Origin of the sequence: Candidatus Colwellia aromaticivorans (genome assembly GCF_003333305.1) — a bacterium.
GTDB lineage: Bacteria > Pseudomonadota > Gammaproteobacteria > Enterobacterales > Alteromonadaceae > Colwellia > Colwellia aromaticivorans.
The window spans coordinates 38,938-54,311 of the sequence record NZ_QOLD01000050.1; the positions used below are offsets into that span (position 1 = coordinate 38,938).

The 15,374-nt window shown below is 38.2% G+C and carries 9 protein-coding genes; 3 read left to right on the top strand and 6 right to left on the bottom strand.

The window, feature by feature from the left end:
• Positions 1–27: 27 nt before the first annotated feature.
• On the bottom strand, positions 28–813 hold the full coding sequence (locus DWA31_RS07370) for a class II glutamine amidotransferase (protein ID WP_114325959.1): 786 nt from the start codon (positions 811–813) through the stop codon (positions 28–30).
• A gap of 235 nt (positions 814–1,048) precedes the next feature.
• Between DWA31_RS07370 and fadE the strand changes: the two genes are divergently transcribed.
• Positions 1,049–3,520 carry an acyl-CoA dehydrogenase FadE gene (gene fadE, locus DWA31_RS07375; RefSeq protein ID WP_114325960.1) on the top strand — a complete coding sequence of 824 codons (2,472 nt, stop codon included), beginning with the start codon at positions 1,049–1,051 and terminating at the stop codon, positions 3,518–3,520.
• A 300-nt stretch (positions 3,521–3,820) separates the two neighbouring features.
• On the opposite strand, the gene DWA31_RS07380 is transcribed toward fadE, so the two are convergent.
• Entirely contained in the window at positions 3,821–5,641 is a 1,821-nt protein-coding gene (locus DWA31_RS07380) for an acyl-CoA dehydrogenase C-terminal domain-containing protein (RefSeq protein ID WP_114325961.1), read from the bottom strand.
• Between the two features lie 185 nt (positions 5,642–5,826).
• On the opposite strand from DWA31_RS07380, the gene DWA31_RS07385 reads away from it, so the two are divergent.
• Positions 5,827–6,225, top strand: coding sequence for an RNA-binding S4 domain-containing protein (locus DWA31_RS07385; RefSeq protein WP_114325962.1), 399 nt, complete (start codon positions 5,827–5,829; stop codon positions 6,223–6,225).
• A gap of 23 nt (positions 6,226–6,248) precedes the next feature.
• Here DWA31_RS07385 and DWA31_RS07390 read toward each other — a convergent pair whose 3' ends face one another.
• Positions 6,249–6,734, bottom strand: coding sequence for a GNAT family N-acetyltransferase (locus DWA31_RS07390; RefSeq protein ID WP_114325963.1), 486 nt, complete (start codon positions 6,732–6,734; stop codon positions 6,249–6,251).
• A gap of 430 nt (positions 6,735–7,164) precedes the next feature.
• On the opposite strand from DWA31_RS07390, the gene DWA31_RS07395 reads away from it, so the two are divergent.
• The gene (locus DWA31_RS07395; protein WP_114325964.1) at positions 7,165–8,874 is read left to right on the top strand and encodes a proline--tRNA ligase; all 1,710 of its coding nucleotides are present in this window, start codon (positions 7,165–7,167) and stop codon (positions 8,872–8,874) included.
• A gap of 1,449 nt (positions 8,875–10,323) precedes the next feature.
• Here the strand turns inward: DWA31_RS07395 and DWA31_RS07405 are convergent.
• The 3 genes from DWA31_RS07405 to DWA31_RS07415 all read right to left on the bottom strand — a co-directional run bounded on the left by DWA31_RS07405 (position 10,324) and on the right by DWA31_RS07415 (position 14,985).
• On the bottom strand, positions 10,324–13,041 hold the full coding sequence (locus DWA31_RS07405) for a nitrate reductase (RefSeq protein WP_114325965.1): 2,718 nt from the start codon (positions 13,039–13,041) through the stop codon (positions 10,324–10,326).
• Position 13,042: 1 nt separating this feature from the next.
• On the bottom strand, positions 13,043–14,281 hold the full coding sequence (locus DWA31_RS07410) for an NAD(P)/FAD-dependent oxidoreductase (protein ID WP_114325966.1): 1,239 nt from the start codon (positions 14,279–14,281) through the stop codon (positions 13,043–13,045).
• Between the two features lie 278 nt (positions 14,282–14,559).
• The gene (locus DWA31_RS07415) at positions 14,560–14,985 is read right to left on the bottom strand and encodes a universal stress protein (RefSeq protein ID WP_245942536.1); all 426 of its coding nucleotides are present in this window, start codon (positions 14,983–14,985) and stop codon (positions 14,560–14,562) included.
• Between the last annotated feature and the right edge of the window lie 389 nt (positions 14,986–15,374).

Genomic DNA, 15,374 nt, shown 5'->3' on the forward strand with positions numbered 1-15,374 from the left:
AAGTTTTATGATCTTGTTATCACTAAATTAACTTTCTACACCGCAAGAAATTGACTCCCCTAAACAAAACAAATGCCAATGACCGGCACCCATTTTGTGCCATGTTTCATCATCTGTTAATGGTTTAGTGGCAATAACGGTCACTATATCTTTATCTGTTGTTTCTTTATGAAAGTCTACTGCCACTTCAGCATCAATCAAACTGGCTTTACCAAAAGGAGCACGTCTAGTGAGCCAGTGTAAATTATTTGAGCAATAAGCAAATAAATACTCACCATCCGTGATAATAAAATTTGCTACGCCAAGCTCATCAATTTTCCATGTCAGTGTAGCAATAAATTTAAAAAGAACTTCAGCCTGTGGTTGCTGTGCGCCGAACTTATAATGTAGCTGATCTAAAATCCAACAAAAAGCATGTTCGCTATCTGTAGTTCCTATCGGTAAATGTAATTTAATAGGTAATTTTTCGCTAAATTCTTTTAATTGTCCATTATGAGCATAAGTCCAATTTTTTCCCCACATTTGTCGAATAAAAGGGTGAGTATTTTCTAAACAAACGCCCCCTGAATTGGCTTGGCGAATATGACAAACTACCGCTTCACTTTTCATTGGATACTTTGTAACTAACTCAGCAATAGGTGAATGAGCACTTGGCTTGGGATCTTTAAAACTTCGACATCCCTTGCCTTCGTAAAAAGTAACACCCCAACCATCTTTATGAGGGCCTGTATTTCCCCCTCGCTGCATTAAACCACTAAAACTAAAACAAATGTCTGTTGGTACATTAGCTGACATCGCTAAAAGCTCACACATAACTAAACCCTAAATAAAAGCTTAAACTAAACCTAAAGAAAACCAAAAATTATAATAAAATAGTCCTAACTTATGCTTGGCTATCTTATTCATTTCATCTATAACTAGATTATACAGTTAAAACAGTGTTTAAATTCAACTAGTTTTTAATTTTATAACGCTATGTCAAATGAAATAATGAATTAGTTAATTTATTACTCCAGTTGGTATAATTCGTTGGTAAAAGGGATACTTTGTGGATATTACTCTATGGCTCATCGCAGCATTTTCATTAACTTGGTTTATGAGCTATGTGAGAGCATCGCTGTCAACCTTTACCTTTGCATGCATGACGCTATTAGCTATTGGTACCTTCTTTAATACTATCGGTTTCGTTTCTTGGTTACTATTTGCTGTCATTGCCCTCCCACTGAATATAGACATTATTCGCCTGCAATTTATCAGTATGCCCTTGTTAAACCTATTTAAAAAAATAATGCCACCAATGTCAGAAACAGAACAACAAGCTATTGATGCAGGAACTACTTGGTTTGATGCAGAGCTATTTCGCGGTAATCCAGACTGGACAAAATTACATAACTACCCTCAACCTCGCCTTAGTGCACAAGAGAAAGCCTTCTTAGACGGACCAGTTGAGCAAGTTTGCGCCATGGTAAACGATTGGCATACTACGCACGAAATTGCCGATCTTTCGCCCGAGGTTTGGCAATTTCTAAAAGATAATCAATTTTTTGCCATGATTATCAAAAAGAAATACGGCGGATTAGAGTTTTCAGCTTTTGCCCAATCCAGAGTATTACAAAAACTGACCGGCGTAAGTTCCGTATTAGCGAGCACCGTTGGTGTACCAAACTCATTAGGTCCTGGGGAATTATTGCAAGAATACGGCACCAAAGCGCAGCAAGATTATTATTTGCCTCGTCTTGCTAAAGGACAGGAAATTCCTTGTTTTGCCCTAACCAGTCCGGAGGCCGGATCCGATGCAAGTGCAATTCCTGATACCGGCATTATTTGCCGACAAAAATTTGAAGGTAAAGAGATATTGGGGATGAAACTTACTTGGGATAAACGTTATATTACGCTTGCTCCTATCGCCACCGTGTTAGGTTTAGCGTTTAAATTAGAAGACCCTGATGGTTTACTTGGTGATAAAAAAGATTTAGGCATAACCTGCGCGCTTATTCCAACCAATATGGAAGGGATCACTATAGGTAGACGACACTTCCCATTAAATATCCCTTTTCAAAATGGCCCCACACAAGGTAAAGATGTTTTTGTACCCCTTGATTATATTATTGGTGGTAGTGATATGGCCGGGCAAGGTTGGCGCATGCTAGTAGAATGTTTATCCGTTGGTCGTGCTATTACATTACCTTCAAACAGTGCTGGCGGTGTTAAAACTGTAGCATTAGCTACCGGTGCCTATAGCCGTATACGTCAACAATTTAAATTACCAATAGGTAAAATGGAAGGTATTGAAGAAGCTTTAGCTAGAATTGGCGGTAATGCTTATTTAATGGATGCAGTAACAATAATGTCTACAGGGGCAATTGATCTTGGTGAAAAACCATCGGTAATATCAGCTATTGCTAAATATCATCTAACAGAAAAAATGCGCTCCTCAATGATTGATGCCATGGACATTCATGGTGGCAAAGGTATTTGCATGGGGCCGAGTAATTACCTTGCCCGAGGTTATCAAGGCGCCCCTATCGCTATTACTGTGGAAGGTGCGAATATACTAACGCGCAGTTTAATTATTTATGGTCAAGGCGCTATACGCTGCCATCCTTATGTACTGGCAGAAATACAAGCAGCAAGCAATAATGATGAAGAACAAGCATTAAGTGATTTTGACCATGCATTATTTGGCCATATTGGTTTTAGTCTCAGTAATATTAGTCGCAGTTTATCTTGTTCACTTACTGGATCACGTTTTATATCCAGCCCTTTTAATGATGAAACTAAACATTATTATCAATTGTTAACACGCTTTAGTGCTAATTTAGCCATGCTCAGTGATATTGCGATGTTAGCATTAGGCGCCGATTTAAAAAGAAAAGAACGAATTTCAGCACGTCTCGGTGATGTATTAAGCCACTTATATCTAGCAAGTGCTTGCTTAAAGCGGTTTAATGATGAAGGTAGGAAACAAGACGATTTACCCCTATTACAGTGGGCTGTTGAAGATTCATTATTTACTATTCAACAAGCGATTGATGCACTATTGAATAATTTCCCCAATAAATGGCTTGCTCGCAGTTTACGGCTGATTATCTTTCCCCTAGGTACTTGGTTAACTAAACCCAGTGATAACTTAGATCATCAAATCGCTACGTTGTTACAAACGCCTAGTGACGTAAGAACACGACTTGGTAAAGATCAATATTTAACGCGTGATGGCAACAATGTTTTTGGACTATTGGAGCAAACGTTAGAAAATATTATTGCCTGTGAGCCTATTTTCGCTAAAGTATGTATTGCATTAGATAAAAAATTACCTTTTTATCATCTAGATAAAGTAGCCAAATTGGGTTTAGGCATAAATGCCATTTCAGCAACTGAAGCCACATTATTAATTAAGACAGAAGAAGGCAGAAAAGCCATTATTTCGGTTGATGATTTTGATAGTAATGAACTTATCAGTAATAAAAATGATACTAATTATCTACAGAAAAAGTTCAAAAGTTTACTTGAAGGTATCTAATACCAATCAGACTAACTAAGTGATCTTTTTAAATGGTCTAAATATCCAATAACATCGTTGCTTTCAATCCCAATAGCCAGCTATTGGTCAATCAAGCGTCTTGTTCTTGAAAATTTACCCTCATTAAAATTTGAACCATTAATTAATCTGATTGGTATAACTTAACAAAATTCTAAAAATATAATCCTCGAAAAAGTGCACAAGTTTTACCTTGTGAACTTTTGTTTAAAATAAATAACGAAGTAGTTGGCTGTTTTAACCAGTAGAAATGATCACATAGTTAGTGAGATTGGTATAACATTATAAAAATGATAATAATTCTTGATCAAGTTGCATCAAGGTTTTTGGATCTGCCATCATGGTTTTAGCTAATGATTTAGTTCTTGGTAACATCCGTTCAAAGTAAAACTCTGCCGTTTTAATTTTTGCTCGATAAAAATCACGATTTTCTACATCCGTGGCTAATTTTTCATAAGCCGTCTGCGCCATTTGTGCCCAAAAATAGCCCATCACTATATAACCAGAATACATCAAATAATCAACAGAAGCAGAGCCAACAATATCTCTATCTTTTTTCGCTTTTAATGCCAAGCGTAAAGAATATTGTTGCCAGTTAGCGACTGATTTACTTAACGGCCAAATAAATTTATTCATTTGACGCTTATGCGCATTACTCGAAATCATACTTTTATCTTTACAAAAAACTAAGACTTCTTTAGTAAACGCTTTTAATGATTTACCGCGTGACAATAAAATTTTACGACCCAGTAGATCTAATGCTTGAATACCCGTCGTTCCTTCATAAAGCGTAGCAATACGCACATCACGAACAATTTGCTCCATTCCCCACTCTTTGATATAACCATGGCCACCAAATATTTGTAAACCCTGATTAGCACTTTCACAGCCAAGCTCAGTTAAGAAGGCTTTTAAGATAGGCGTAATAAAACCTAGCTTGTCATCAGCGACCTTTCTATCGGCATCAGTTTTCGCCATCTCAATATCATCAACAATTTTAGCCGTATAATAAATCATGGCACGGCCGCCCTCAGAAATAGCTTTTTGTGTCATTAACATTTTACGTACATCAGGATGAACGATGATAGGATCAGCCACTTGCTCAGGGAATTTTTTCCCTGTAAGCGCGCGCATCGATAGTCGCTCTTTAGCATAAATCAATGAATTTTGATAAGCCAATTCTGCACTGCATATTCCTTGTAAAGCGGTACCTACACGAGCAGTATTCATAAAGGTGAACATACATTCTAAGCCTTTATTTTCAGGGCCTATTAATTCTCCAACTGCATTATCAAAATTTAATACCGCAGTAGAAGAAGCCTTAATACCCATTTTGTCTTCAATGGAGCCACAAGTAACATGGTTACCCTCTCCTAAACTTCCTTGGGCATCTGTTTTTATTTTAGGCACAATAAATAAAGAAATACCACGAGTGCCTGCTGGCGCATCAGGGAGCCTAGCGAGCACTATATGAATAATATTCTCTGTTAAGTCATGCTCGCCAGCGGAGATAAAAATTTTAGTCCCCGTAATATTATAGGTACCATCGCCATTTGGCTCTGCTTTGGTTTTTACTTGGCCTAAATCAGTACCACATTGAGGTTCAGTTAAACACATAGTGCCTGTCCAACTCCCCTCGGTTAGCCGTGTTAGGTATAAATCTTTTTGCTCATTACTTCCATGAGTTTGTACTGTATTCATAGCACCATGGCTTAATCCAGGGTACATTGACCATGACCAATTTGCTGTTCCCATCATTTCAGACTTAACCATACCTAACGAAGGTGGTAAACCTTGTCCACCATGTTCTATAGGATGAGATAAACTTTGCCATCCACCCGCTACATATTGATCATACGCAGCTTTAAACCCTTTAGGTGTAGTTACAACACCTTTATCCCATTTGCAGCCTTCCTTATCACCACTTTGGTATAAAGGAAGTAATTCATTTTCACAAAATTTAGCACACTCTTGAAAAATAGTATCAACCAAATCAGGTGTTGCGTCTTCAAATTCTGGGTATTTTTGATAGTGATCATAATAATCAAAAACATCTTCAATTAAAAATTTGATGTCTGTTATCGGTGCCTTGTAACTAAGCATGTTTTGCTCCTACCACTGGATGATTTAAATAGCTGCAGTTATATACCCATTCAGCTAAAGATATTAGCTCTGATTAAAACACTGGTCGTACCACTAGAGCAAGCTATTTTTAGTTTTTTATTTTTTAATAGACCAATTACTGATAAAATGACGTTGAATATTTTTCAAGTGAATTTAATAATATAATGTCGGAAAGTTATTTAGAAATAGAATTAGATCAACAACCTATAGAACTATGTAAATTATTAAAAATTGCTAACTTAGTCGCCGGCGGCGGTGAAGCTAAAGTGGTTATTAGTGAAGGGTATGTTTTACTTAACGGTGAAGTCGAGTATCAAAAACGGAAAAAAGTTTATCATAATGATATCGTTGAATTTAATGGTGAAATGTTACAGATCATTGTGAATGAAAATTTAGAAGATGAGTTAAGTGAAGAAAAAATAGAACAAACGACTCAAACTAGAAGTACTGCTAGTTTTGTTGATAAGCAGAAAAAAATTGCTAAGTCTGAAAAAAAATCAGCAGCAATATCCAAAGATGAACATGCTGCTAAAAAAAGTAAAAGAAAACCAATCTCATTTTAGGGCGTTATACCCCCTGATTCCGGCTATTTTAATTTCTTTTCCCAAAAAAGTGCATGCCCCAATTTAGGATCTAGCTCATAGCCAGAAAAACCTAGTTTTTTATAAGCATTTTGAGCAAGCTTATTACCTTGTAAAACTTCTAAGGTTAATTTACAACAGCCTCTTTCTATTGCTATTTTTTCCACTTCACCAAACAGTTTTAAACTCAGGCCAAGCCCCCTATATTTAGCCAACACGCCACAGTCATGTATATTTATTAATGGTTTACAACTAAAGGTAGAAAAATCCTCTATGCAATTAATAATACCCGCAGGCTTTTCATCGACATAACAAAGTACAGTAAATACATCACTGCGTTTGCTCATGGTTGATACAAGGTTTTCTTGTACATGACTACTTAACGCTTCAGAGCCACCCATTTCATCAAGTGCATAAGCATTTAATAACATAATTAAATCTTTGCCATGTTGCTCATTATTATAATCAGCTCTAATTACATTAATACTCATCTATTCCTCGATAATAGTTAAAAAACACTTGTTAATAATACCATTTAGATTAATGAAGAGTAGAAAATTCAATGAGAATAAATTTTCAAGATAAAGGTGGTTATAATTCCATAGCTTCAGTGGTATAGCCTTTAATAAGAAGATTTCCTTCTTTCTTTCATCATTATATTTGTCAATTTACTATATAAGGTTACGATAACGTTGATTATGTAAGTATATCCCTTGCTACTGCTACTATTAAAGCCTTTACAGACAGTTTTATTCTTGCGTTATTTATAGTGGTTTTTGTGTAGAAAATAACAAGAGTTAAAATTTATCATTTATTACTTTTTCATCTCGAATCTCCCTGATAGAATAGCGACAATTTTATTTGTCTTCATGTTAAATCCGAGCTAATCTCGCTTACATGTATTTTACGGAAATTTTAGTGATGCGTACCAGTCAATATTTACTATCTACCTTAAAAGAAACTCCTGCTAGTGCCGAAGTTATTAGCCATCAGTTAATGCTACGCGCAGGCCTTGTACGTAACCTCGCTTCAGGTTTATATACCTGGCTACCCACTGGTTTACGTGTGTTGAAAAAAGTAGAAAACATTGTTCGTGAAGAAATGCAACGTGCAGGTGCTAACGAAATATTAATGCCAATGGTTCAACCTGCCGATTTATGGGAAGAGTCAGGCCGTTGGAATGATTATGGTCCAGAGTTATTGCGTTTAAATGATCGCCATAAGCGCCCTTTCGTTTTAGGCCCAACACATGAAGAAGTAATCACCAAGTTAGTTGCAAACGAGCTAAATAGTTACAAGCAATTACCCTTATCATTATTTCAAATTCAAAATAAATTTCGTGATGAAATTCGTCCTCGTTTTGGTATTATGCGTAGCCGAGAATTTTTAATGAAAGATGCGTATTCTTTTCATTTAGAGCAAGAATGCTTAGAAAAAACCTATCAAAAAATGTTTGATGCTTATTGTCGTATTTTCGATCGCTTAGGTTTAAATTATCGTCCGGTTCTAGCTGACACTGGCTCTATTGGCGGTGATGCTAGCCATGAGTTTCATGTGCTTGCCGATTCAGGTGAAGATGACATCGCTTTTAGTGATGCCAGTGACTTTGCTGCCAATGTTGAGAAAGCTGAAGCGTTAGCGCCACAAACCGAACGCGCAGAGCCAACTCAAACACTGACAAAAGTTGCCACCCCAAATGTTAAATCTATTGATGATCTGGTGAACTTTTTAGCTGTTGATATTAAAACCACCGTTAAAACCTTACTTGTTTGTGGTATTGAAAATGAGCAAGGTGAAACACCCATCGTGGCACTAGTGCTTCGTGGTGATCATCAGCTTAACGAGATCAAAGTAGAACATTTATCACAAGTTGCCTCACCACTAACATTTGCGAGCGAAGAACAAATATTAGCGGTCGTACACTGTAATGCTGGTTCAATTGGTCCTGTTGGTTTAAGCATTGATATTATTGTCGATCGCAGTGCCGCACAGTTAAGTGACTTTGTTTGTGGCGCTAATGAAAATGACCAGCACTTAACGGGTACTAACTGGCAAAGAGATTGTTCTACTTATCAAGTTGCCGATATTCGTAATGTCGTTGCTGGTGATCCTAGTCCTTGTGGACAAGGAAATATTGTTATTAAACGTGGCATTGAAGTCGGTCATATTTTTCAATTGGGCACAAAATATGCCGAAGCTATGGGCTGCGCAGTATTAAATGAAGGCGGTAAAAATCAAACCTTAACCATGGGTTGCTATGGTATCGGTGTATCACGTATTGTTGCTGCTGCCATTGAGCAAAACCATGACAAATATGGTATTAAATGGCCAAAAGCCATTGCGCCTTTTCAAGTGGCTATTGTACCAATGAACATGGCAAAATCAGCACGCGTAAAAGAAACAGCTGAAGCATTATACGAACAGTTTAACCAAGTGGGTATTGAAGTTCTGTTTGATGATAGAAAAGAGCGCCCTGGGGTTATGTTTGCTGATCACGAATTAATGGGGACACCTTTATTACTGATTATCGGCGAACGAAACTTAGATGCGCAACAAGTAGAAGTTAAAAACCGTATTACCGGTGAAAAATCTTTACTTGCTATTGATGACGTTATGTCGCTTTTTAGCTAATATTAACAAACTACACAAAGTAAATTTTTAAAGGGGCTATTTGCCCCTTTTTTATTACTTTGGCACTTGGTTTTTATTTAAGCAGCGACATTAATTCATAAAGTATTTTTTACTGTAAAGGCCACAAGTAATAGGCTCTGCACGTAACCAAATGATTTTCACCAACACTCAACTACAACACAGCCGCTAAAAGAGGGCATTAGCTTTAACGCTTTAACTAGTCCATTGCCATCACTTATACTGTAACTTAAAATGGATCTGATTAAATAGTAAGAATACTGTTTATTGAGCCATATCAACGACTCACTCTATATAGTCACATACAAAAAAAGTGGTGATTTTTATGCCTAATTATTATTCCTACCTTGTAAATCTGTACTGTCATATTCGTACCTTAACTGCCCCTTAACGACATTGCTAAAGTCGGTTGTACCTAGTGCGATTACTCTGCAACCGAACAAAGCTGAATTGGACTAAAAAGCATAACAAACATAGCCGTTGTCGTTATTAAAAATTTACGCATAGTAATCTCCTTTGTTGGATGTACGATTACATCACTTGAGTTATAGATTCGGCGATGTGCTTTAGGTTGCCTAACCGCAACGATTATTAATGATAATCATACTACCTATTTTTACACCGAAATTATTGTTATGACAACTTAAGCCACAGGCTGGCCACAAACACGACATTAGGTAATTAGCGTCAAAAAGCTCTTCGGATTAGAATTTTGTATCGATAACCGCCTTGCACCCCAACTTTAGGTAGCCAACTGCAAATACACTTTGGCATGCTAACATCCACATGAGTCAGCGTGGCTTGCCCCGATTGACTCAATGCGAATGTTAGAACCACTATTGATTTTTCAGCGAGTTCCATTGATCCCACTCGATTTCCCTTCCGGGAAAACCGGGGTTATCAAATGGCCAATCTTCCTTTAGCCACTTTTTCACCATGTTAAATAATACTGTATCCAAGCCTTCATCAAACGCGCTTTTCCTGACCCACATACGAACGTATGCGTCGTAACCTGTCAAGCTCAGAATAATAGTGACTTAAAGGTTAAGGACTTTTGTATTGAGCAATGGTATTTCAACATCCTCTTTTTATAAACACAAAGCCATATTAATAACATAATTTCGGTAATACCTGCATGACCTAATATTTGTTGTAAAACTAAAGTATTACCACCCTTTATCATAAAATGACTAGCAAAAGCATAGCGTAAAGCATGTGTTGACTGCCCTTTTGGCAGATTAATATTTAAATTTTCTAGTTATGGGGTTATTCAGGTTTTTGCTTATATTATTTAGTTTTTTTATCTGGCTTTTTCATCACTTAAACTTCTTCCATGTAATTTATGCCACCGTTCAATTATTACATTTGTTATGATGTTATTAGATCACATATGGCAATTTCAATTTTCGCTGAATAAATTGGAATAAGTGCTTAGTTACCAGTAACAGTGATACTACTATTGATCAACTCTTTAATTTCTGGCACACAGGAACCACAGTTGGTTCCGGCTTTGCAACATTTTCCCACCGCTTGTGGCGTAGTTAATTTACTATTTTTTATTGCCGATAAAATTATCTTTTCGCCGACGTTAAAACAAGCACAGATTATTTTACCTACATCCGGTGTACCCAACGGGGGTTTGCCGGTTAATAAGGCCATGCGCTCATCGTCCTTTAATGACCCAGTGCGTAATGGATCAAACAATGAACCGATCCAGCCTCTCTCTGGTAAGTGACTATGAGGACTGATGATCAATACCGCTTGTAGTTCTTTAGCAGAAAAACAAGCGGAACGGAAAAGTGATTTTCTCTCATCCTGATAGGTCTGCCAATCGAGTTTATCGGTATAAGGGGAAAGTTGGTTGGCCAGATGATATTGCCAATTGCGGATCTTTTTACTGCTAGCCACTTCGTAATGAAAATAACCGTTACCTTTAACCAATACCGTGTAATCAATGCCATCAAATACTAGCGGATGGCGAGAAATGATGAAACCATGCCACTGTGCATCATAAGCTTTAATATTAACCGGCGTATGTTTACTCTCCGGTTGTTTCGAAATAGGATCTATGACGGGATTTACCAACGCTCCCATACGACCTTGACTACTAAATTGCGCTGTCCAATGCATAGGTACAAAAATAACACCTTGAGGTATCGTTTCGGTGATAACTACCCGAACCAGCATTTTTCCCCAAGTACTTGCGATTTGAGCCAACTCCCCGTGAATTAGACCGTAATCGAGTGCATCTGCTGAGGTGATTTCGACAAAGGGTTCAGGTTTATGTTGATTCAAACGGGGCGCCAAAGCGGTGCGTGTCATGGTATGCCATTGGTCTCGTAACCGGCCGGTATTTAATACCAATGGCCATTGCTCGTTAGGTAAGTTTACCGGCGGTTTGAATTTTATTGGCGTAAAGTTGGCTTTTTTCGTCGGGGTGAAAAATTTCCCTTTAGCAAAAAGACGTGCCGTACCTTTTGGTTTCTTGGCAGTAATCGGCCACTGGATTGGCTGTAGATTGTGGTAATCATCTTCACTGATATTAGCCAATTGAAAAATATCAAAGTCACGTAATCGCTGCTTTTTGTTATTCTCAAAACCAGACAAGCGAGCGTGTTCACGAAATATTTCAACACTAGACTGGTATGTAAATCCCTTAGTAAAGCCCATTTTTTTTGCCACCTGGGTAATTATCCACCAATCAGGTTTCGCGTCGCCAGCTAACGGCAGTAGTGCTCGCTGACGGGATATACGGCGTTCCGAGTTGGTTACTGTGCCGTCTTTTTCACTCCAGGGTGCTGCTGGTAATTTAATATCAGCCAGATCTAAGGTATCAGTATGAGCCACACAATCTGATACCACCACAAACTCACACTTTTTCAACGCCTGCTTAATCTTGTCGGCATTTGGCATACTCACTACTGGGTTGGTGGCCATGATCCAGATAGCTTTAATTTTTCCATCAGCCACGGCATCAAAAAGCTCAGTGGCGGTCAAACCGGGTTTATCGGCCATATTATCACTCTGCCAAAACCGTTTAACTCGCTCAATATCTTCAGGATTAAAATCCATATGTGCTGCAAGTTGGTGTGCCAAACCTCCGACTTCACGACCGCCCATGGCATTGGGTTGACCCGTTAAAGACAATGGGCCACAACCAGGTTTACCAATACGTCCTGTGGCCAGATGACAATGTAAAATAGCACTGACTTTGTCAGTTCCCGAAGATGATTGATTCACCCCTTGACTATATAAACTCAAGGTTTTTTTTGTTTCTTTATACCAGCGATAAAACGTTTCAAGAATGTGGGGGGCAACCTGACATTTCAGGGCTACTGTGGCAACATTCAGAGCGTCATTTTGTGCGGCCATAATGGTTTCTTCAAAGCCCTGAGTATGCTGCTGAATAAACTCCTGATCTAGGGCATATTCCTGATACAAATAACTTAATAAACCATTAAACAATACGACATCGGTGCCAATTTTTACCGGAATGTGAAGGTCTGCGATATCACAGGTCTGGGTTTTTCTAGGGTCAATAACCACTACCTTTAGCTTCGGATTACTTTCCTTAGCAGCCTTAATACGTTGAAAAGAAACGGGGTGACACCAAGCGGTATTAGAGCCAACTAAGATAATCAGCTCGGCCTGTTCATAATCGTCATAACAGGCTGGCACTGTATCTGAGCCAAAAGTCCTTTTATGACCAGCCACTGAAGACGACATACACAGGCGGCTGTTGGTATCGATATTGGCTGAGCCAATAAACCCTTTCATCAGTTTATTGGCAACGTAATAATCTTCAGTTAACAACTGACCCGAACCATAAAAGGCGATGGCGTCAGAGCCGTATTGATCAATAATCTGATTAAATTTGTTAGCCACAATATCTAGCGCAGTGCTCCAACCTACCTGCTTGCCATACACCTGAGGCTCTAATAAACGGCTAGACAGTTCCAGTGTTTCCCCTAATGAAGAACCCTTAGAGCATAAACGTCCAAAATTGGCTGGGTGATCGTCATCTCCAATCACAATAACTTCACGGGTATCACGATTGACCTCGGCGACGATCCCGCAGCCTACCCCACAGTAAGAGCAAGTAGTTTTTACGGTTGTGGCAATCAGGTTTTGTTGTTTATGATTTGTCATCTTAAACCTCTGTTGCCAAGTTTGGTTGAAAATAAGCTTGCCCAAAAATGAGTAATTCACGCATGTCTTCAATATTAGTTCGTTGTTCGAGCAAACTTTGATACCAAGCGCCATCCTTAGTGTCACCAAAAAGTACCAAGCCGATAATATGTTTATTTTTGATCACCAATTTTTTATATACGCCAGCACTGGGATCGCTAAAAAGAATAATTTCACAGTGTTCGTCACCATTAAATTCACCCAACGAAAATAGATTAATACCAGTAACTTTTAGTTTGGTCGCGCTGGGCAGGGTTTTATATTGGGCAACCCCATGACCACATAAGTGGTTAGCACATACTTTTGCTTGTTCAAACAACGGTGCGACCAAGCCAAAGGTATCGCCCCGATGTTGAATACACTCACCAACGGCATAAATACTTGGATCATAGGTTTGTAAGGTATCACTGACAACGATGCCCTTCTCGCAATGAATACCTGCACTTTGTGCCAATGCAATATTGGGTCTAATACCAATAGCCATAACAAAGAGATCACAGGGCAACTCACTGTCATCAGCAAAGAGCACCGCTTTAACATGCCCTTTGCCATCATCAACTAACGATAAGGTTTTTGCTGGCATTTTGAACCTTACCCCACGCCGTTCTAATGCTTGCTGCAACAAATATCCTGCGGTACTGTCTAACTGACGGTTTAACAAGATTGCATTGCTGTGTACAACAGTCACTTGCATGCCTCTTTTTGCTAACCCATTAGCCGCTTCTAGGCCGAGTAACCCTCCTCCTAACACCACAGCATGTGTTTTTTGTTTGCTGTAGTCGAGCATTGTATTGACATCGTAAACATCACGAAAGGCAATCACCCCCTGAAGATCATTGCCTGGAATGGGCAAAATAAAAGGCTTAGAACCGGTAGAAATTAATAATCTGTCATAGTGAGCCTGAGTGCCATCTTTACTTACCACAACCTTACGAATGCGGTCTATGCTGATCACCGCCTTGTCAGGGCCAGCATGCAAAATTATGTTGTTGTCTTCATACCATTGACGGTCATTAATCATAATGTCTTTGATAGATTTTTCGCCACAGAGTACTGGAGATAACAGAATGCGGTTATAGTTGCCGTAGGGCTCAGCACCAAAAACAGTGATGTCAAACTTTTCAGGGCTGGAGGACAATAGCTCTTCCACGGATTTCATTCCGGCCATGCCATTACCTATTATCACAAGTTTCTGTTTCATTTGGACTCCATAAATAGAGGATTAAACTGCGCTAGCGCAGTTCATTTTTTTACCAATTTATGTACCCTTACTTTATTCACAAATAACCTGTTGTAATCCCTAATTTTACTGGCTTTGTTGTTGGTAATATTTTTCAGCATTGCAAAATATAAAATATTTCTCCTGATATGGAGCGTTAACTTAAATTTGGTTATATTGGCAATTGCTAGCCATTGGTGTGGACGATACCTGCATCGAAGAATTGAATTCAATACATATAGAACACTCTGAATTTTCACTCAAATTGGTACCAACAAAACAGGGCACTCTGATTCCTTGATAATAGCTTGGCTAAGACCACCCAGTAATAAACTAGTAATCATTGCATGGCCATGAGTCCCCATGACAATTAATTCAGCACTAATTTTTTGTGCTAAATCGAGTATTGACAGGCTAGGAACACCTTCTATAAATATGGCATGTGTCTCTATGTCTTCATCTCGAATCCTATGAGCAAGAGCATTCAACTTTGCTGTTTCATCGGGATAATGATTGTTCATTTCAACAATTGGATCGCCATTATCTCGACCACTACTATCTTTAATGGGCTGTTCTACATGAACAAGATAAATAGAACTAGAAAAAGCCTTTGCCATTTGCATTGATTTTTGGATTATTTGCTCATTGTCATTGGAAAAATTTATTGGGACTAAGATTTTCTGCATATTTTAATATTCTCCATTTAGCCGTGAACATCTCAGACAGCTAGCAAATTAATTCAACAAATATTAACAAAGATAGCTGCACACAAAGTTACTAATAATAGAAATAAAGAAACTGAATACTACATACCTTAGGTTTTAATCTAGTCGCTTTTCATTATTAGTCAATAATTACCAAAGAATTGAACTGAGTATATTGGCTGAGCTGCATGCATTAAATATAATAACCTGGCGCTCAAGACTTAATAAAAGCAAGACTATTTCCCGCATTGACTCAAAAGAAAAGGTAACCGAAAGTCATACTCGTAATCTCACATTAGGTGTAACCGAAACAAGTTTAAAAATGGCTTTCAACTTACTTTCTATCTTAATCTTTAATTGAAATGGATCTA